This window comes from Mycoplasmopsis agalactiae 14628, from assembly GCF_000266865.1.
GTDB lineage: Bacteria > Bacillota_I > Bacilli_A > Mycoplasmatales > Metamycoplasmataceae > Mycoplasmopsis > Mycoplasmopsis agalactiae_A.
In genome coordinates, this window is the sequence record NZ_AJPR01000002.1 from 1 (window position 1) to 22176 (window position 22176).

The following is a 22176-nucleotide window of genomic DNA, read 5'->3' on the forward strand; positions in this document are numbered from 1 at the left end:
ATAGAATTAGATGATGGATTACTTGGATTATCTATTGGCTTCTTTTTAGGATCAGATGTATTTCGAAACTCAAATAATATTTGATTATGTAAGTTGGCATTTAATGGGGTTATGATAGCAGAAAAAGTATCATATTTGTTATATTGAGCAACTTTAATATTGAGTTCGCTTAAATTAGATATTTTGATATCTTTTCCTATTTCAATAGGGGTTTTATTTTTATTGTATTTTTTAAACTCATCATTTATTTTTTGTTTTATGAGTTTATTAATTTTATCAGCATTTTGTTTATGTGTACCTTTTGAATAGTCAATGTTAATTTGATGCCTTGTTTCAATTGGTAATTTACTTAAGTCAATTGGTGGGTAGTAAATATGATGAGCATTATTTTTAAGGAAGAACTTCTTAAAACTAAATTTCCTATATTTTGGTTCAGTAGCTACAAGTGTAAATTCAACTCCTGTTGATTTAGAAGCATCATTTAATTCAACTTTTAATGCTCTATTTAATCAATGGTTTTTGGCATCATTTCATTCTTTAATTTCTCAGCCTACATTTTCATATATGCCATGCTCTCTTAGACGAGAATTACCCCTTATATGGCTTTTAATATAGTTATTAACTATATTCTCAACTTCTTTTCTATATTTCTCTTTAACTGATTCATCTTGTTCATTAGCATATGTTAAACCATTTAAATTTGGCAATTCATTTCAGCGTACTGAACTTTCAAATACATTCTCATATATAGTATCTTTAGTATCAATAACTGGATAGTCTTCTTTTGAATCGTATTTTAAGTTTACAAAGTCTAAATATTTATAGATAAAGTCATTGTATGGCATTTTAGCTAGTTCAGCAAAGGTTTGGCCTGTTGTAGCAGTTAAATACTTAGCTAAAGGCTCAGAAATTCAGTTATTAGAATGTAAAAATGGTTGAAAGTAGTTCTCTAATTTTGTTCCCTGTTTATTATATAACCTGTCTTTAACTGTTTCATAGAAATAAGACTTGGGGTCATTATCTTCATCAATTAAAACTAATGAAGCATTTGAAAATGTTTGTATGTCATTACTATTATTAGTTGCATAAACTAGTCAAATTCCTTCATCAGAAAAGTATGAAAACTCACTTTGGTTATTTTGTAGTGGAAGTTCTTCTGATGATTCATCGCTTTTAACATATGTAACAACTTTTTTATTGTTTTTATGTTCTGTTTTTTTATCAAAAAGCTTCTTTTTATAGTATTTAACGTCGCTTAAGGATTTATCATATTCTAGATTTCTAAGAGCCCCTTTACCTAATACATGTGAATCAACATATATACCAAAATCTACCTTTTGCTTTACATCATATAGCAATGAGGGGTATGTAAAACTAAGCTCATTAAGTAGTTTATGATTATTTAAATTATCATGACTTATTCATAAAATTTGTTTCTTAGTTCCTGTGGCTGGGTCTATGTATGGATCATAATTAGGGTTTGGAATTTCTCTCTTTTTATCATCTAAAAGTGGTTGACCATTTTTATTAAGCAAAATTTTTGATATTAGTTGTTTTTGCTCAGGGTTTTTATCAGGCTCCCAACCATATCATTTGATAATTTGAGTGAAGAACTTTTGAATTATTTGATATCTAACAATGTATTGTTCATCAATATCCTTTGAGTTGTTTGTGTTCGGTTTAAAGCGTTGTAAGTGAATTTCATATTCATTAGTTGGTTGCTTTTCATCTTCTTTATCTTTAATTTCTTTAGTGCTAGTGACAACTCTAAAGTCAATTAACCTTTTCTTAAACTCTTTATTTAATACATCAACTTTTTGTTTGTTAATTAGCATAATGTCTGTTTCTGCATTGTTAGAAACAAATTTAATATCTATTGGTGAGCCTACTAAAAAAGTACCATGATCATATTTCTTATCTTTATCAGGGTCTTTTATTCGTTTAGCTACAGTTTGTTGTAAAAAGTCTAATTTTCTTTCCTTATTGTAGTAGCTTTGTCACTCTCCAAGAGTTTTTATAGCCTGAGAATATCCATACTTTATTGTAAGATTGTCTTTTAAGTTTAAACCTTTTTCTTTCCTATCTTTTTGCTTTGTATAAGATATATATTTTTTATATAAATCAGATTCAGTGAGTTCAACTCCAACATCATCATAAGTATTAATGCCACTTGTAAGTTCTTTAAGCATATTAGCAAACTTACTGATATTTAACTTTTGATCTTCCGTAGCAGGGTTTGAAGCAGTTTCAAGAGTTTTGATTAGATCAGCTGTTTTATCAGTTCCATTTTTAGAAACACTAACAAGTCTTTTAACTATTTTGACTCTTTTATTTTTTGAATCTGTTACTTCAGGAGTTTCTGAAAGCTTTATTTTTCAGCCATCTGATAGACTATGTTCTTTAGTAGATACTTTTGTCTTTAACTTTTGTATATTAGTTTTAATTGGAAAATTTTTAAGGTCTATATCAACAGGAGATGAATCATCTAAGTCTCCCATAACATCTGATTCTATTGTTATTTTGTCATTATTTAATATTGACGTATTTTCCGAATAAGCCTGTTTTAAGCCATTATAAATAGTATTTAAGTCTCTAAATTTAATACTATCTGATAAGTCGTAATATTCTTTTCCAGTTGAATCAAATTCTAAAGTGACTTCAACGTCAGGATTGGCTGTGTAAGCTCAATAATCACCATTAGATATATCTAATATTTTATATGATCGATAAAAATCTCTGTCTGTTCAAGGTTCTGCATTGTTCTTAAGCTTATTTTTAGATTCTTCAGTTAGATCAAAACCTATAATCTTTATATTTTCAAAAGCATCTGGATTAGGGGTGTAATATACTTCATCCCCATTATAATCGTCCCTTATATAATGTTCTATCGGCGGGTGAACCAAATCATTTATTCTTTCTTTAACTTCTTTAATGCTTATAGCAGGTATAGGCTGGTAATAATCATATTTTAGGTCTACTGGTTTAAGATCGTTTTCTGCTTTGGTTCACCAAAAAAATTTTTCTGTATAAGAATTTACAGGCTCACCATAAGGGTAATAAAATCCAATATAATCAGGAAGCGAAACACCAGAAACACTAGGTTCAAATTTAACTTCTGGTGGATTATGAAAATATTTAGTTGTCCTTGATGGATATTCAAATTGTTTACCGAACACATTGTATTTAATTCTTCTAAATGGTCCCGCAAATTGATCAACACCAACTAAATATGGCTCAAGCAATAATTGATTCCACTTATAAGTGAATGTTCTCTGTTCTCTTTTTTTATAAACACCTGATTTAAACTCTTCAATTTGATTAAACCTGTTATCTATAGATGATTTATTAAAATTACTGTCTGATACTGATAATAATTTATTAGTAATTAAAAATGCTGAACTAGTGCTTTTTAAAGAACCAGCACTAATAAAAGCAAAAGGGAGTAAACTCCCTAATGCTGGTACTAAAATATATTTATATTTTCTACCTTTCATTATTATTACTCTCCTTTATCAAAAAATAGTTCTTTTTCTACATCATTAAAATGTAAATTAATTGAATAACGTTCATTGTTTGAAATAGTTGCTAATACCTTACCCCTTTGTCTTGAAGCAATGAATTTAACTTCTGAATCTAATAATTGATTAGAGTTTTTATAGAAGCCTTTAACAGTTTCTATATCATTGTCTAACAGCCCAAAAAAGAATGAATAAGAACAGTTATTTATTATTCTTGAAGCCATTTCAGCTACTGAAGCTGTTTGCTTATAGTCTGAAGGGTTTTGAGTAGTATGTATTGTTCCACAGTCTAACTTACGCACTAATTTAGTAGTATCAGCAATATACTCTAATGTTGTAATGTTCTTTTCATTAATGTATAAGTGCTCTTCATCAATACATAAAGCTGAATATTTAATAAGCTTCTGCATTTCTTTCATACTTAAGATTTTGACATTATTCTTTTGCTTGTATTCTTTAATAATAATTTTGTTGTTTAAAGCATTATTAAAGATAAATTCATTAATTAAGCTAAGAAGCACCATAATACCTAATCTAGCTGTAATTGATCCTTGTGTATCAGTTAAGTTGTCATTTTTAAACACAACTACATCATTATTAATGCTTACCGATGTATGGCCATTATAAAGCTCTCTTAAGTTACCATTATTTTCAAATTCAATGCTTAATAGCTCTGCAAAGTCCAATATCTCTTTATGTCTTTGCTCTCTGTCATGATGATCAGTAGGTATTTCATACTCTCTCATTGACTTAATTAAGTCTGACATTGTAGGTCACTCTTCATATGTGAAGTCTGACACTTTTTTTAGTTTATAAATACCCCATTTTTCATATAAGTGAATTATTTGTTGTCTTAAAATGGCTGATTTTTTACTATCTAAGTCATCAAAAACAATCGAGAAAAACTTATTTAGTCAGTTAAGATGGTTATTAACAATAGATTTAATGTTAGTATTATCTACTTCATCTTCACTTCTTGCTATAAATGATCTTACTTGTAATGGATTAATTGTTGTTCCTGAGCCATTTCCTAAGTCAATAATTTGACCACCTAAAGTATTAGCTCACTTTAAGTATTCAGCTTGTGGGTCAATTACAATTGCAATATTACCTGCTGATACAGCATTAGTAAGAATTTTCTTAGTAAAAGTTGACTTACCCATACCAGGTGTACCTAGTATCATTACATTATGATTTGTTCTATATTGAGTAAGCTTGAACATATTTCATACTAAAGCTTCATTGCTTTCTCTTAGCTCTTTACCAACTAAAAGACTGTTACCATCATTAAGTAGCTTTCTATGAATTGGATAGCCAACAGCTTGGTTTAATGATGTTATTTGGTAGTATTCTCTATCTAATTTAGTAATAGGAAAGTTTATAACATCTAAAAAGCCTTCAAATTGTCTAAATAACAATGAGTTTATGCCAAAGTTTTCTTTTGCTCAAGTATTTTTTAACTTAATATTTCTTGCTCTTTGTTCTTGCCTGTCTTTTACAGCATCAAAAACAAAAATATTTGCATCAAATAGTTTGTAATTTTCTTGTTGAACTTGTTCAATCATAGCAACTATTGCTTGCTCTTCAATACCTGATGAGAACTTACCAACTACTGTGTGATCCACACTCATTGAATCTTCATTTCTTTTGGCTGCCTTATCAAGCAATTTATTAATAGCATTTTGATCATTGTAAGGGAATAAATTTCATACGACAGTGCCTGAAATTGAAAACATTTGTTTAAGCCATTGAGCATTAAGTCTGTTGGCTGTTTTTCCAACACATTTAACACTGTATTGGCCACCATTAATAGAAATAGTATCTCTATTAAAGATAACTTCGTCATAGGCAAATAATTGATCTAAGCTATCTTTTTGGTCATAAATACCACTTAAATTTAAATAGCTATGAATTTGTTCATCAGTTTTTCCAAAGCGGTTTAATTGGTTTAAAAACTTAAGCAGTTCAAAGTCTTGTAATTTATTGTATGTAAATAGCCCTAAATCATTGATTTTTTGCTCAAATGTTATAAACATTTCTTCAAGTGAATCAATTGTTGGAGCATTAATTACTAAGTAAAAAACACTTGCTGTATTTTCAGTTTCTAATTTTGAAAAGTCATTAATATTTGCCTGATAATATCTATTTCAAAACTCATTATTTTTACCTAGCAATTGCTTATTTTTAGATGAATTATTAATAAATTCTTTGTTTTTGTCATACTTAATTTTTTCATCTAATTTAATAATGGAAATTTTATGTTTAAAGCTGTCTAAAATTCTTGCAAAGTTATCAATTAATCTAATTTGTGTATCAGCATTTTCTTTTCAAATATCCTGTCCATTTATTTGTAGAACCATAAAGTAATTATTGTGTTCAGTTTTACTAAATAATTTATTAGTAAATGTCTTATTTTTAACAACATCTGCTGAAACTAATGATGAATATGGGTTTAAATCAGCACTGTCTCTTTCTTTATTATTTGATAGTTCTTTTGCAAACTTATGGGGCATTGACTTGAATTTAAACATTCTAATCAAAAGCTCATATATCTTACAATTTTGGCCTGAAGGCATTATAAATATTAGTAAAGTGAAAAACATAATAGCAAATACTATTCACTTATATTGCAATGCAAAAGGCCTAAAAGCTAAAAAGGATACTAAAAAAGAGATTAATATAACAATAAAGAATTCAATAACATCTTTTCAAGAGAAAACTCTTGTTATTTTAATTTTCTTATATTTTAGTCTATTAGGTTGTAGCATTTGTTCCTTTTCCTACATTGGGTTGATTTGATTGTTTAGTTACTGTATCTAAAAGCATTGAGTTTGTGTTCTTGCCTTCTTTGCTTAATTTATCAGCAAAGTTTACTCTTGATTGATTTTCAAGGCTTTCTCAGTACATGTTTAGTTGTTCTTCATGCGATAAGTGGGTAAGGTTGTTTTCTTTTGCAAACTGAGCAACTCTTGCATTGTGTTGTTTAATTTGCTCTTGTTGCTTCTGTAACTCTTCTTTTTCTTTCTTCTTATCTTTCTTTTGAGAAACAGTATTTTCTACTGCACTATAAACTGCAGTTTTTGCTTTTTCTTTAACTACTACTTTAGCTATACCTTTTAAGTTAAAAACTTCAGTTTTCATCTTAAATAAGTTAGCTGTAATAGTAACTCTTAATAAATTCTTTGGATTGTATACCCCTATAGCACCTGCTAGATTACCATCACTAATAGCTTTTAATTGTTGCTCAGCAAGTTTAACTGTTACACGTGTTGCCGGTTTAGCAAGTTTTCCAGCTGGAATGAAATTTAGTGCAAACTGCCCTGCTTTAGAAGCAAGGCTAATTATTTTTTTCCTATGCTACCCCCTTTAGCTGGCGCTGCTTCTGGTAATCCACAAAATCTCATTATTACTGATTGTAATTTGCCTAAATTTCTGTAACCTATAATATTTATTATTAAAGAAACCATTACACTGTGAAATCCTAAGAAATAATCAGTTAATTCAACCATGTTCTCAACTGCTCAGTTGATTACATAAAATGAGAAGAAGAATAAAACTAAAGATAGATAATTAGAGATAAAACTGTCCTTTCATGCTCTTAATTTCCTACCATTATCAGCAAGAGATAATGCTACTATAATAGGGAATATAAAGTATAAAAGCACAACTGGTACAATCCTACCTGCATTTCTAATCATTGTTTTTAAAACTGAACCATAAATGAAAATGACAGTTATGAATGTAAACAATGCTCCTCTAACTGCATATCCTATTGCACCACCGGCAACAACTATTAGAAAAGGTATTTTTGAATGAACAGCTGATATCACTGATCATAAACCCGGAATTGAGGCAATGCCCCACTTAAATTCATAGCCATTTGCATCATTTCCAGAACGTACTATTGAGCCTTCAAAAGGTTTTTCATCAATTACTTCTTGAAAATTAGGATTAAATGTTCTATTTATAAAACCTAATCCAGTGCTTCCATGTTCATTTCCATCTATAAGTTTAAGAATATTTATTATAAATTCATTAAATAACAAAATGCCTACTTGAAAACCTAATAAAAATAAAAGACTAATTGCACTTTGTTTTACAGCACTACGTAATAATGCTGATGAACTACGAAATTCTGAAATAGAAAATTTAATAATTATAAGAAAGAACATTACTACTCAAATTGCTGTACTTACAATCAATATGTGAGCAAATATGCTTGGGGTAGTGAAATTAGTAATATCATCATTAGGTTTAAGACCAAACAATATAAATTTTGTTCCATCAAATACAATATATCTAGCAACTAATAATGCATAAACAAAAAGTGTTGCAAAAAGCAATGCTATAGCCATTATTGGCATTCATATAACCATACCAACTGGTATTGCCGCTAAGTAATCAAATAGCCCCATTAATCTATACCTTTAGGTTGTAATAAATTGGTTGAGTAAATATATTTAGAAAGCTGGCTGCTCCTGAAGTGCTATTACTGTTAATAACAGCATTTGCATTTCCTTGAGCATTTCTTATAAATGATGTTAATCCCCATGCTAAAACAATTAAAACTAAAGCTGCGGCACCCCATAGTATTTTGTGAGTGTTTTGCTTTCTTTTCATAGGGTCTTCTTCTTGTTGGTTTTTAACCATTGCTCAAATTAAAAGAGCAATAACTATAACAACAGTTATACCTGTGAATATACCAAACACAACATTAATAATTTGATCAATACCTGATTGTAGTTTTGTTAATCCAGCTGTGTTAATTTCATTTTTCATATTTATCTCCTTTGTTTCTTTTTATGTTTTTTAAATCATCAAATTGGATATATCAGTGCTAGTAATATATATAGAATTAGTGCTCCAATTAGCAAATTAAATTTGGTTGTTGTTAGTGCTCCTTGCTGTACTAAATATTGTCAATAAGATAAACAAAGTAACAAAAACCAAATTAAAGCTACTTGTATAACAATATATGTTACTAAGATTGCTATTGAAGCTTTTTTGGATATTTTTTTCATACTCTATTTTTTTATTTAAGCCTGTTTTATAGGGCTATTTGTATAACATAATTAAAAGAATTACGCAAATAGCAAGCAGGCAAAAACAAAAAATTCCTGTGGTAATTAATAAGCTTTTATACTTAGGATTTGGCTTTTTTATTTTTTTCATTGTCTTATAAAGCTACTTCTTAAATCCTTGCAATATGCTTTGTTTTACAGCATCCATTGATGCAGTTTTTTTAACTTCTTGTTTAGCACTTTCAATGTTTTTAGTATCAAAGGCATCAGTTGTTTTTGTTCTTTTTACTTCTTTTTTAGCTTGCTCTTTAGCAACTGTAGGCTCACTATTTAATGCTTTTGTTGCTTCTTCCTTTGACTTGCTTAATTGATTACGAAGGTCATGTTTTAACTCTTCTTTCATCTCTTTTAAGTCTTTTCTACTGAAATTCAATTCTCTTTCAGGGAAGTTATTTTCTTTTTCTATTGCATGCACTCTTTCTTTTCAAAAGTCATACATTCCTACAGCTCCAACAACCGTTAGTCCTGCTCAAAATGGAAAAGCTACAATGGCTACTATTGCAAATACAGCTGAAAATCCTTTCACCATAGTAGAAGGCCTGCTTATTCATTTACCAAATCTGTCAAACTCTTCTTTAGCCTGTGCTTTTGGTCTTGATTTCTCTCATTTTTTATACTCTTCATCAGTTGCAGGAGTATTAGCTATATATTTATCATTTGATAAGACTTTTCCTTCATTATCATATGTTATATGTGAGCCTGTTTTAAGGCCTTTAACTCAGTCAGTAGTTGACTTTAGTTTCCCATTTTCAAAGTTTTTTTCTTGTCCATGCTCAAGATTGTTTTTGTAATCTATTTGCCTTTTAATTTGGCCTGTTCCTGGCTCATATTCAGTTAATGTACCATCTAATTTGTTATTCTTAGCTTGTCCAGTAATTGATAAGTTACCATTTTGTACTCAGTAAAAATTACCATCAATCTTATTTTTTTTAACTTCATAATAACCATAATTGCCTTGCAATTCAGTAAAGGCAAATTGCTTACCATTTTTATAAGTAATAACATCAAAATTTTTGTTATTTATTTTTTTGTTTTCCATTGATACTCTTGATTCATAACCAACAGGATCAAAACCGGGATTAACTCATTCCATAATATTCTCCTTTGCCATATATACCTGTTTTATAGGCATATTAGTTTTTAATCAAATCTATTTACTATATCTAAGGCTATGCTGTATAAGTCATTTTCTTGCCTTACTTCTTCATTTATTTCAGTTTCTATATCAATATTTTCACTTTGCTCTATTTCTGCACTTATGCTCTCTTGTGCTTCACTATTAGTTAAGTTGCTCAAGCTTCATTTAGTAATTTCACTAGATGTTTCATCACATTTGTGCACATAATTATCATTTGTAAAATGTTTATAGGCTAATTTAGTTTTAATAAGCATTGGCTTATAGCCAATAATTGAAATAATGGCTAAGTCTTTATTCTTAGACTTTATTTCACTCACACTCATTAATGGCTTTTCTTCAATGTTTTCAGTAGTTCCTGATGTCGATCCTTTTGACCTACTATCATATGAAGTAGACTTTGAAATTTTCTTAACTTCTTTTTTGCCTAATGATTCTGATAATTCTTTTAGCGTATCTTCATCATTACTATTTAAAAAGTAAGTAAATTGCAAGTTTGAACGAATTGTTTTATCCACTCCATCTACCTTATCGTTGTACTTTTTAAGCTGGTTGTAATCTTGAAGTACAAATTGGAAGAATATATTCCTACTTCTTGAAATAGTTACTTTATTATCTAAATTGATAATCTTTGGTAAGTTTCCTGCTTCATCAAGTAAAAATAGTCATTTTCTATCTAACTTTTCTGATAAATATATGCCATATTCATCTTTTCTCTTACCATTTTCATTAGCTTGGCTAACTAATGCTTGGTAAATTTGGTCAATTAGCATACTAATTAAGAAATGATGAGAAGGTTTATGATCAGGATAGTGGATAAAGATAGCTACTGGTTGTTTCTCTTTAGCAATTAAACTTAAGTCAAAACTCTTTGTCTGTGCAATAACTCTTTGTACAAACTCATCATTGGTAAAAATTGCTAGTGCACTAGAAACAAATGACAAAATACTTTGGAAAGTTTGAGCATTTTTAGCTTCTGATAGCAATGCTTCAACTTCAAATCAAAGCTCTTTTCAAATTAAGTCATCATTAGCTTTTAGTTTAACTATTGATATTCAGTCTTGATTTGCATCCCAAGCAGGAGCAACACACAGTTTACCTACTGAAATTAAGTTAAAGTCTTGAGCTGTAACTAAATCAGGTCTTTCTAGTGATACTAATAAAAGGAATTTAGTTGCTGTATTAATAACTCTTTTAGCATTATCAGTTCAAAACTTTTCATCAGTATCTGATCATGGCAATTGCTCTATAACATTATTAATCTCACTAAAAGCTTTATAAATGTTTTCAATATAAGTTTTTTGGTCACTATATTCTAAGTGAGCTTGCCTATATACATAATGTAATGGGTTTCAACCATTGCTATATTCAGGCTCACTAAAGTCAATTGCAAATATTTTATATTTTTGATCAGTGAGCTTTTTACCTACAGCTTTAATTATTTCTTTTTTAGGGTCTGTAATAACAAAAGATGCTTTGTACTTTGGTCTTAAATGACTGTTATATAGTATGTTTGGTAAAATTACTCTTTGTGTTTTACCACTACCAACACCACCAATTACGACACTGTTGATGTCATTTTTGCCGTTATTAATTCATCATTTTTTTAAGCTTTTTGCATAGTTAATTACTCAGTTAGCATTGTTTTGATTATGTTTATAGTTGGGAGAAACTAAGAACTGCTTTTTAAAAAATGATCTATCGCCAACTAAGAGTTTATCATTCCAAAGTCAATATTTGCTTTCATCTGTTTGTTCTTTTCTTTTTCTAAAGAACACAAAATATACAAATGCTCCTGAAAGAAGAAGAAATAACATTGGGGTAAATAATATAAAGAAGTTAGAATTTCTTATTACATTATGCTTAGAAAGGTTAATGTAATCACTAAATGTTTTGACCTTAGAAAGATCATCATATGTTCTTAAATTAATAAAATTAATAACTAGCAGAAAACCAATAGCTGTAAAGATAATTGAAGCTATAACAATAACAATAATTTTTATTGCTATTTTTTTCATTAACTTGTCATACTCCTTTCATTAATTAGATTTCCATTGTTTTCTATTTCTTTAATTAGTCTTTTTAAAATACTTCTCATCCAATTCTTTTGCTTTTATTCAAGAAACAATATGATCCTGATCCAAGTGATTTTCTAGATAATCAAAAACTAAATCTCTTTCATCTACAAGGTATCAGTCATATGGATTATTACTATCACCAATGTAAACTAAGTCATCATCATTTGACAAACTGTTTAATCAAGGTATTTCTTTATTTCTTTTCTTATATAAAGAATAAAGCTCTCAGTCAATCCAGTCATGCTCTTCTTGTTCATTCAACATTTCCTTTAATGAAAAAACAGGTTCAATATCATTAAAATCAATTAAAAAGATTAAATAATCAGCACCACAGCCAAAGTTATTAAAGTTTTTCATAAAAACTGAATTATTAAACTGCAATACTATTTTTGTAAGTTCTAATAGTTTTTGTATTTCAGCTATTGTTAAAGCTTGTGTTTCAATTACTTTACAAGTGTTAAAAGCAAACTCTGTTGCAGAAATTGGATATCTAGCAATTTTTTCTAAATTAATGAAAATGCTTTTAACTAACTCAACATATTGTGCTTTTTCTTGTTCACTTTTAAATGAAGATGCTTTTTCATTTAGAACTCTTAAATATTCATAATTTTCTTCTTGGTCTTTTACTAATAATTTCTCTATGTCTTTGTATTCAAAATACTTTTTCATATCTTGCTCACTCTCTACATAATTTTTAAATTAATTTAATTAGTTACTTATTCATATAAATCAAATTCTGATACAAAACTGTCTTCATCATATAGTGATGGGCATAGTTCATATCAGTCTTGATCTAATAGTCAATCTACAAACTCAGGGGCAAGATCAAAGATTGGTTTTGCCCTGCCATAGCCATCAATTTTAATTGGGCTAGACATTTCACTTAATTCAATTAAGTCTACAAGTAAATCAAGGTTAGCTTCAGTTCCATAGGTTTTTAAGTCAATATCCATTTGATCTCATAATTCATCAAATGAGTGTATATCACTTTCACTATAAAAATCTTCTAACATTTTATATTCATCTTGTTCATAGGTATTTTCGGCAATTATTTCACTAACAATTAAGCTTGTTTTATAGATGCCTGCAATTTTGTCTAGGTCTGTTGTTTTGCTAATTTCAGCATATATTTTTTGTCATAGTTTTTCATTATAGCCACTAAAGTCAATGTCAGCAATCTCATCAATTATTCTTAAATAAATTCTTTGCTTTTGTTCATTTTGAAACTGATTGGCCTTTTCTCTAAGTTTTGCATATGTTTCATTATTTCTCTCAGTTTGCATCATTTCTCCTTATAAAATAGTTATTTATCTAATTTATTAATTTGATATTTTGCTCTATCAAAATTTAGAATTCTTGTCTTTCTTTCACTCTCTTATTCGTATGTTATAAGCTTCTCCAGCAATATTGCTGTAAATATCTACATACATAACTTTAGGCAACAATTCATCTAATTTCTTTTCACTTAATCAAGCTAAGTAATAAAGCAATAAATTGTTCTCATAAAACACTCTGGCTCTGTTCTTTTTATCAAGCTGTACCATTGCATATTCATCGCAATTTCTTACTAAATCAATATAAAGATTCATTTCAGGGCTTTTAGTGCCTAATTCATTAATGCTTTTAGTTGCTTTATCCATTAAATATTTGTATTCAAATATTTGATCAGCTTCCATATATTCATTAAGACTAAAGTTAACTAACTCAGTATCATCTTTATTACTAATATTTAATAAGCTTCAGTTGCAAACTAATTGATAGATTTTGGCCAGTCTATTAACTTCAGTTAAGCCATCATATAGCTCTTTTAAGATTTTTTCTAAAAGCTTAGAATAAACCCCAGTTTCTACCATTGCTGGTATTCTTTCATTAATGGCTAATATTATGTCTACATAAATAGTTCTGTCACCAAATCTGTTATCTATTGTGTGAGCAATTTCATTAAATTTATTGATAATCTCCGATGATTTAAGCTTTCTAGGCATTGATGCATACAAAATGTTTTTAATATTTTTCTTTGTAAAATAGTCCATATCACTGTTTCTCTTTTAGTCTTCTATAAAGAAAGAATAGACATTGTCATTAGACTGTTGAATAGGTTGTTGTACAGGTTGCTGAATAGGCTTTTCAAAATGATATTTAGACATTTTTGATAATAAAACTCTGTTTGCCTTTATGTAGGTTTTATAATATTTTTTATCATCTTTAGTGTATGAATTAACTAGTAATTTACCTGTTATTTCTACTAAGTCAAGTCTTTTAATGTTATTTAAAACATAGTCAACGACAGTTGGATTTCACACTACTATTTCAATAAAGTTAGGGTTGCCATTTTGCATATTATTTATAGTGAATTTAATAGCTTTTTCATTAATGTTATATTTAGACTTATATTCAATGATTGTGAAGCTCTCACTAACTACAAAGCCATAAATACGTATGCGATTCAAAAAATTAGATTGCATTGAGATTACTTTCTGCCTACTGCTTCATTTAGGCTAGCAGTTTCACTTAAATGAGCTTTAATAACATTAATTTCTATTTCATCTAAGAAGTAATTAAAGTCATTTGCAAATTGTTTTGAAGCAAAAATTACACTATTAATTCATTTTTTACGCATTTCTTTAGTAGATTGATTTACTCAAGATCTGAATTCATCAAAGCTTGATATCTCAATTCCTTTTAGTCTAAAGCTCTTGCATATAGCATAAGCAACTAATTGTGCTTGATATTTGTTTTCAATCTTGCTTATTGCTGATATATCATGACCTAACAAAGTGTGGGCATATTCTTTAACAAGTGAATATATATTTTGAGTAATTGAATTCTTATCATTTAACCTAATTCAGTGTTTAATTCCATGAATATTCGTATCATAAAATCTTTGTTCACTAGTGTTTAAACCCATTGTGGCATAGGTTATTCCAATATTGTGTTTTGCTATAAAATTGCATAGCAAACTTAACAACTTAGCATTTGGATTGATATTTTCATCATCTTCTTTTATAAAGTAAGAAAAGTATTGTTTTGGATATTTCTCTTTAGGAAGTATTGTTTGTGAAATATCAAATACTTTAGCTAGGGTAAAGCCTTTTGTATATGTGTAGACTTCTAATTCATTATTCTTAACTAATTCTTTAATTTCATTAGTTCATTTGTCTTTTGTAACTTTTGCATTATTATAAACAACATACTTAATGACTTTAGGCCTAAATATTGATATTCCTTTTTCAGATTTCCTTACTTGAATATTTTCCTTTTTTCAACTGCTATATGACTTAACTATTGAAGCTCCTGGAAACTGGCTTCTAATCAAACACATATTAATAAAGCTATACTTGTTATTTAAGTTAGCAATGAAGGATAAGAATTCTTCCATCTTAGCACTATCATATAAGTACTTGCTAAGCAGTGAATCTGTTGTGATTATTGTGCTTTCTATAAATCTATTTGTTTGCTCTTTTCTTAATTCTTTCTTTGTCATTCTATAATGTCCTATACTCTCCCCCACACCCCCTCTCAATAAACTGGGGGCAGTATATAAATTTAAATTAAACATATTAATATTGCCCCTGGCTCATGCATTATGAGCCATCTCCCTGTTGTTCAATGGGTTTGAACTACAGGGACATATATAATTAAACAGTCTTTCATTATCCGCTTAGTCATTTCATACCTAATCAAATAATGAACATGAACAAGTCATGATAAGTAATCATTTTTAACTACATAGTTAGTTATTATTTACTTAATCTAATAACAAGTATGGACAAGATATGTTAAATATTCAAGTTTTAATTTTTCATTCAACAATCTAATTATTTTTAATCTTATTGGTATAGCCTTCATAAGACTTAACACTGACTATTAATTATTATTTGAATAAACTTTGTCAGCTTAGTTATTTATTGTTTACTTGATTTTTTCCTATTAGTGGAAATTTATATTCATAGCATTAGGTTTTTATAATAAGGTGAAGTAATTCATAACAATAAAAATGAACTTAATTATGAATTAATATTTCTAACTATTTCTAGTAACTTAATCGTTGTTTAAATTATCTTTAACCAATCAATTTGTCATTGACTACTTATAATTAGTTATTGAATACTTAAATAAACTTTTACAAGTAATTAATATCTATATTCAGTAAGTTATTATTTAATATTGTTCAAATATTTTTTAAATTGAATAATTTCTACTATATCAAGTTAAAAACCTAAATGATTTATAGCTACTTTGTTGACATTGTGCTTTTATAATAGAATTGAAATAATTCATGACAATAAAAATTAATCAATGAATTAATATTTCTAACTATTTCTATTAGTCATTGTTCTAATTTATCTTTAACCAATCAATTAGTTTATTGACTACTTACAGTTAGCTATTGAATACTTAAATAAACTTTTACAAGTAATTAATATCTATATTCAGTAAGTTATTATTTAACATTGTTCTAATATTCTTTAAATTAAATATTTTTTGCAATATCAACTTAAAAGCCCAAAATATTTATGGCTTATTTGGTTCAATTGGATTTTATTTATTTCTCTTTTTTAAATTAAAACCAAATAATGTCCTACTGTTTGACTGTTTATTTGACTGCTTGCTGTCTCCTTATTACGATAAATGTTATATTTCATATAATCATTTATCTTTATGTTTGTCATTTTAGCAAGTGAATTTTGCATTGCCTAAAACTACTATAAAACAAGCTAATATGGCAACATTAAATATGGATATTATGCATTTCACACATATCCTAATTTAGTATTTTTAATTTAAGTTTTTAGTTTGTTTTTGTTTTTAAAGATACATATATCTTTCAGTTACAAATAGGTTGTTTTTATATTGCCTTAAATAAAAGAACCCTATGTCAACAAAACCTTTTTTAAAAAATTTAATACTTTTTGCTATTGTTGCACTGCTCCCATCAAAAAACTTATTTTGAATTCTTAATAAATCAAAACCCTTTTCTGATTCAGGCATGTTAACAACAGTTTTTGATAATTTAATCGTTGTAAATCTTTTGTGTTTAGACTTTTTTCTTTTTTCTAGCTTATAAGGCATTGTTTTATATTCTTCAACAAAGTCAAGGGTTCTGAATAAGGATTTATCAGCCTTTGAATGATTTTTTTTATAAGCTATTATTCTTGTTATATTTCAAAGGGTTGTTGCTGATCCACCAAGTAGAAAGTGCATTCACAATTTCTTTGATGATATTTTCATAAACTTTTCTTTTTTAAGTGTTCATGACTTTTTAGTTAGCTTAATTGCACCTTTTTTATTGTGTTTAATATAGCCAAGATTTGATAGATGTTTAATAGTTTCTGTTAATGTTGAACGTTTGAAGCCTAGTTTTTGTAAATACAAAATAGAAATATAGTTAGCTTTAGCACCTAACTGTCTTATAATGGCCAAGAATTCAAAAGCAATCTTTCTTTCTTTCAATTCCTTGTACATTTTTTCACCAATGATGATCTTACTTTTGAATAAGATTTCAAGTGCTTCTTCTGTCAGCTTGTTATATTTCTTTTTATTGTACTTTCTTAAAAAGGAAATTGTTACAATTGGTTTTTCCTTCTTTTTTAATAATAGGTTTTTCATTATTTCTCCATTTACAACTATCAAAGTTCTATTAACTAAAAACGTGTTTTGAACTTGAAGATATATATAAATGAAGCAAGAATTAAAAAAAGTGGGGGGATACCCACTTTCTTATATCAGTTCCAAAAATAAAGAAAGAAATTCATCAAATGCTACAATATCCAAAATTACAATGTCACTAGAAGCTAAAAACTTAAATGCTAGAAAAGTTAGTTATCTAGAAAGAAATTTTAACTTCGATGAAGAATATGAAGAAGAATCAAATGATGATATTAAATATACTAATGAAAATAAATTCGACTGAGATAAAGTAACTAGCTATAAAATAACTGTTGAATTATCTAGTCCTAGAGATAAAGAACATATTTTTGCAAAATATAAAACTGATTTTAATAATCTTAAAAGCAAGTTAGAAGCTTACAGTTTCAATATTGAAACTGATACAGGCGGACAATTAGGCACTGATGAATCTAAGCAAAATGGCGATAAAACTAACATTGAAAAGTTAGACGAAAAGTTGCAAGAGTTTAATAAGCAAAATAATAATAGTTCAAAATTAAGGGCTGAATTTGAAGTTGCTAGCCCTAGTACAATTGACATTTGTTTAAAAAATGAAGATGGCACATTTAAAGAATGAGTTGCCAAAAATGTAAAAGTTAATATTACTCCATCTGCTGAATATAAAGGTAGAATTGCTAGAAAAAACTTAGAAAAAAGGCTAGTAATTAAATTAGGAAAATGAGTTGACTTTAATAATGGCACTACTAAATTAGTTGATGATATTTTAGTAAGAGATCCTAATGAACAAAAAGAAATTAATAATACAGGCAATGAAAGATATGGCGGAAGATGAATTGCACATACACCATTAAAAGTTAACTTTACTGCTACTAGTGATGAAACTGAAGTTATTACTATAAATGGCAAAAAAATTGACGTTATTAACTATAGATTCGAAGAAGACTTAACTGACAATAGAAAAAATGCTGATGATAAAGAAAAAGTTTTTAATGCTGATATTAAAGATCAAAATGATAAAACAACTAAAAATGAATCTAACTCGCATGCTAAAAATGAATATAAAATTGAGATAACCAAGTATAAAGATAAAGCGCATAAAACAGTTGAGTATAAATATACAAAGATAATTGTAATTGATAGTAGAAGTGCTCAAATGGACTATAAATGATTCGCCTGAGATCCTGAGAAAAATAGGCATCAAAAAGAGTTAATAGAAGAGTTTTTAACTGATGAAAAAGGAGAAGTTAAAAAAGATAAAGATGGTAAGCCAATACCCAATGCTAAATACGATCCATTAATTGATAAAAAAACTGGTACTAAAAAACAATTAGTATGATTTGATTTTAAGCGTGGTAGTACTAAGTCAAATTTAGGCTTATTTGCTAATACTGATACTAATAGATATCCTGAAAAAGACGGCCATTATATGCCTAATAGTGATTTTTCTGATGATGTTGATGATTCTAAAGAAAAAAACTACTATAAGCTAACTAAAGCTCCATATAAAACTAAGACTCTATTTGCTCCACATAGTAATGAAAAAGACTTAGATTCTGGAGTAATTGCTGAAGCAGTTGTATTAGACGGTAAAGGGGCATTAAAACAGTTAATTGGTAAAAATGAGAATGCTACATTATTTAAATTAACTAGTCGTGGGCTTTATAAAATACCTAAAAGTTCTACTCAACGTTTTCTAACACTAGCAAATGAAACAGGATCTGATAATTACTTTTCTGAAGAAGGCATTTGACTTTTTACGTCAAATGCTAAGAATTCAATATCAAATTATAAATTTGTTTTAATTAATAAAGATAGTAGCCCTTATAGCCAATTTTTAGATAGCTTACCTAATTTTGATTCGCTAAAGCCTTTATGAGAAACTAAACAAGGTAAAAGATTTTTCGAATACCTAGAAGCTACTAAAGAATTAAAACATGAACAAATAAAGTTGCTCAATTATGAAGACGCAATGGAGTATTATAAGCAATATATTAATGATTTATGAACTGGCTTTGAAGTTAATAGCCCTATCGCTATAACTCCTAAGTTTAAGACAATACCAAAACAAAAAAAGATTTCTGATATTGCATCTGTAGATAAATTTAAAGAATATATAGATAAATTCAATCATAGTGAGAAAGTAGAATTAAGTAAAGTTGAAGTTGGCGGAGAAAACTATTTAAAAGTATTTTTTAAGCTTAAAACTACAAATACTAGATATAGGCTAAGTCAAGATGGCTATGCTGTGCATATTGAAATTGAAAATTCTGCTAATGGCAGTTCAAATAGTGGCAATGGAGATGGAGATGGCTCTAAGCCTGGCAGTGGTGATGGCAAAGATCCATCTAATAAAAAAGAGTCTAAAGAAAACATTTACCTTACTCTTAACTCTCAATTATTCTTAAATTTAGCGGCTAAAAATAGCTATAGCTCATTTAAAAGAATTTTGCAATTCTTACCTAAAAATGATGTGTTTTTATCTTTATCTGAAAAGCATTTACAGTTACTAAATATTAATTATGACTTAAATGAAAGACTTAAATTGTTAGTGGTTAATGTTTCATTTATTGATCCAAACAATAATAAAAAATATAACTTATTGCCTAAGTCCAGTTTCTCTATTTTGCTAGATTTCGCTAAGTCTATTAGTGATGATGATTCAAATAATATAAAGCCTTATAGTCCATCTAATGGTAGTGATTGAGAAAAAGTAAGCCCTAGAGATGATGATTCAAATAATAGAGATGGAAACAACAGTTCAAATAGTGGCAATGGCTCTAACGGCAATTCAAATAGTAATAATTGAAATAATATAAATATCCCTGGAAATTCAAATACTCCTATAAATAGCGGTGGTAGAAACAATAGTTCCGCTAGTGGCAATGGCTCTAATGGCAGTTCAAATAGTGGCATAGATCCTAATAAAAATCCTTATGCTGATCCATTTAGTGAAAAATGACCTACTGACAATTCATCTGGTAATAATGGTATTAGTGATGATGAAAGCGATATTGCTAAGGATAAAAGAAGTATTTTTAATGGCATAGTATTTAAAAGAATAAACTTAAAAGGTACTAGCACATTTGAAGAAGCTAAAGAATGAATTAAGAAATTAATTCAAGAACAAACTCCTAATTTAAAATTAGGCACTGATTATGAAATTAAAAACTTAGATCAAGTTGCAAGAGAAAGAATATATCCGCAAACTAATGTAAGTGACTTTAAAAATGTTAATATTTCATTTGCTAACTTACAAGCTTTAGGCAAGAAATTTGGTTATGCAAGAGTTGAAGTAGTCAATGTTGTAGCGCAAGCTTTAGAAGAAGATATTGACTTATCAAAAATTAAGCTTAATGATATAACATTAAATGAAAATAAACTTTCAATGTTAAAGAGAAAAGTTGTTGAAGAAATTAATAAGCAATTAAAATCTCATCACTTAGAAATAAATAAAGACTTAATTATTGATAATTGAGAAAATGCTATAAGAGCACTTTCATTAGGTAAAGGCAATTCTACTAGATTAGAAATTAAAGGCAATAACATTAAAATTAAAAACTCTACATTTGTGAATGTTACAAACAATGCTAATGAAGTTATTAATGATGAACTAGATCCATATGTAAGTCCATATAGACCTTGAGATGGATATATTAATAATGGAAATAGTAATGGTAGAGATGGAAGCAATCCAGGTGGTAGTGGCAGTGGCGAAAACAATGGCAATGGCCATAATAACAGCAATGGCAACAGCAACGGATCTAATGGAAACAATAACAATGACAGTGGATCAAATAAAGATCCAAACATTAATAAAGTTCTTTATGACCTTTCATATGTATATTTAGCTAAACAATCATTTAGTGAACACGTTTTATCTGAACTAAGAGAAAAAGTTTTAAAAACTATTGTTGATAATTTGAGTTTACAATACTTTATTGAGTACAAAAAACATTATGATATAGACCTTAATGAATTAAATGAAGTTATTAAGAAAATTGGTGAAAAATCAAATGAGCCAATTGTCGCTTCATTAAGTTTAAAAGCAATACCTAATGTATCTAAGAATAGCACTGCTATAAGTATTTCTAATATCAATAAACTATTTGATCCTATTGATGATCTAAATAAGCCAATAAGTGGCACTACTAAAAAGCTAACTCAAAAACAAATTCTTTTAATTTTTATCCCTTTAGGGATTTTAGGAGCTACAGGCATAGGAACTCTTATTGGTTTTATCTATGTAAGAAAAGTTAAAAACAAAATTAAATAAAAAAAATTTTATTAATTTTAAAATTTATGTTAAACTATTGGTATAGAAAACTTAGTTTTCTTGATTATTAGTGGATTAGTTTCAACCACTCTCCGATCCTGGTACTCGGGTTAAAAAAAGAAACAATTGTAGGTTTAAATGCCTACATTTTTTTTATTAATTTTATAATTAAAATAGTATGGAAAATAAAATAATGTTTGGGAAATTATTTAAAGTTAGAAGTAATAAAAATGACTTACCTATAGCAATTAATTCGGATGCAAAAATAATAGATACATTTAAAAAAGGTAAGATTCATCGCCCCTATGTAGTCTTTTATTCTAATGATTATGTTTATTATTTATCAGTTAAATCAATTACTAAAAAGAATCAATATAAAACAACTAATGATGATAGAAATGTAATCGTTCCAAATAGAAATATTTATGGTAAAGAAGTAGAAATTGGTAACGCGATTAAT

General features: G+C 28.0%; 14 protein-coding genes and 1 pseudogene. 2 read left to right on the forward strand and 13 right to left on the reverse strand.

The genetic code is table 4. The features are described from left to right. The 13 genes from MAGB_RS00010 to MAGB_RS00075 all read right to left on the reverse strand — a co-directional run. A partial coding sequence (locus tag MAGB_RS00010; protein ID WP_036433045.1) for an Mbov_0399 family ICE element protein occupies window positions 1-3494 on the reverse strand: 3494 nt, incomplete at its 3' end. A gap of 5 nt (window positions 3495-3499) precedes the next feature. Then, the gene (locus MAGB_RS00015) at window positions 3500-6286 is read right to left on the reverse strand and encodes an Mbov_0397 family ICE element conjugal transfer ATPase (protein ID WP_004023780.1); all 2787 of its coding nucleotides are present in this window, start codon (window positions 6284-6286) and stop codon (window positions 3500-3502) included. After that, on the reverse strand, window positions 6273-6659 hold the full coding sequence (locus MAGB_RS00020; protein WP_004023781.1) for a hypothetical protein: 387 nt from the start codon (window positions 6657-6659) through the stop codon (window positions 6273-6275). Before MAGB_RS00020 ends, MAGB_RS00015 begins: the two co-directional genes overlap by 14 nt. Before the next feature lie 200 nt (window positions 6660-6859). Continuing rightward, entirely contained in the window at window positions 6860-7933 is a 1074-nt protein-coding gene (locus MAGB_RS00025) for an MMCAP2_0566 family conjugal transfer protein (protein ID WP_004023782.1), read from the reverse strand. Between the two features lie 4 nt (window positions 7934-7937). After that, entirely contained in the window at window positions 7938-8297 is a 360-nt protein-coding gene (locus MAGB_RS00030) for an Mbov_0395 family pilin-like conjugal transfer protein (protein WP_004023783.1), read from the reverse strand. A 405-nt stretch (window positions 8298-8702) separates the two neighbouring features. Beyond that, entirely contained in the window at window positions 8703-9692 is a 990-nt protein-coding gene (locus MAGB_RS00040) for a toxin-antitoxin system YwqK family antitoxin (RefSeq protein WP_004023785.1), read from the reverse strand. Between the two features lie 47 nt (window positions 9693-9739). Next, window positions 9740-11752, reverse strand: coding sequence for a type IV secretory system conjugative DNA transfer family protein (locus MAGB_RS00045; protein WP_004023786.1), 2013 nt, complete (start codon window positions 11750-11752; stop codon window positions 9740-9742). A gap of 51 nt (window positions 11753-11803) precedes the next feature. Further along, window positions 11804-12481, reverse strand: a complete 678-nt coding sequence (locus MAGB_RS00050; RefSeq protein WP_004023787.1) for an Mbov_0392 family ICE element protein — start codon at window positions 12479-12481, stop codon at window positions 11804-11806. A gap of 47 nt (window positions 12482-12528) precedes the next feature. Beyond that, window positions 12529-13098: an Mbov_0392 family ICE element protein gene (locus tag MAGB_RS00055; RefSeq protein ID WP_004023788.1), complete on the reverse strand. Its 570-nt coding sequence runs from the start codon at window positions 13096-13098 to the stop codon at window positions 12529-12531. Window positions 13099-13149: 51 nt separating this feature from the next. Beyond that, window positions 13150-13845 carry an Mbov_0392 family ICE element protein gene (locus MAGB_RS00060; protein WP_004023789.1) on the reverse strand — a complete coding sequence of 232 codons (696 nt, stop codon included), beginning with the start codon at window positions 13843-13845 and terminating at the stop codon, window positions 13150-13152. A gap of 15 nt (window positions 13846-13860) precedes the next feature. Next, window positions 13861-14277, reverse strand: a complete 417-nt coding sequence (locus tag MAGB_RS00065; RefSeq protein ID WP_004023790.1) for a single-stranded DNA-binding protein — start codon at window positions 14275-14277, stop codon at window positions 13861-13863. Between the two features lie 5 nt (window positions 14278-14282). Then, a complete protein-coding gene (locus MAGB_RS00070) occupies window positions 14283-15296 on the reverse strand; it encodes an ArdC-like ssDNA-binding domain-containing protein (protein ID WP_004023791.1) in 1014 nt (337 codons plus the stop codon). Window positions 15297-16621: 1325 nt separating this feature from the next. Continuing rightward, on the reverse strand, window positions 16622-17422 hold the full coding sequence (locus tag MAGB_RS00075; RefSeq protein ID WP_004023792.1) for an MAGa4850 family ICE element protein: 801 nt from the start codon (window positions 17420-17422) through the stop codon (window positions 16622-16624). Between the two features lie 157 nt (window positions 17423-17579). On the opposite strand from MAGB_RS00075, the pseudogene MAGB_RS00080 reads away from it, so the two are divergent. After that, window positions 17580-21716: pseudogene (locus tag MAGB_RS00080) on the forward strand (Mbov_0399 family ICE element protein); the annotation flags it as partial. A gap of 193 nt (window positions 21717-21909) precedes the next feature. Continuing rightward, on the forward strand, window positions 21910-22176 hold a 267-nt coding region (locus tag MAGB_RS00085; RefSeq protein WP_420329210.1), incomplete at its 3' end, for an Mbov_0400 family ICE element protein.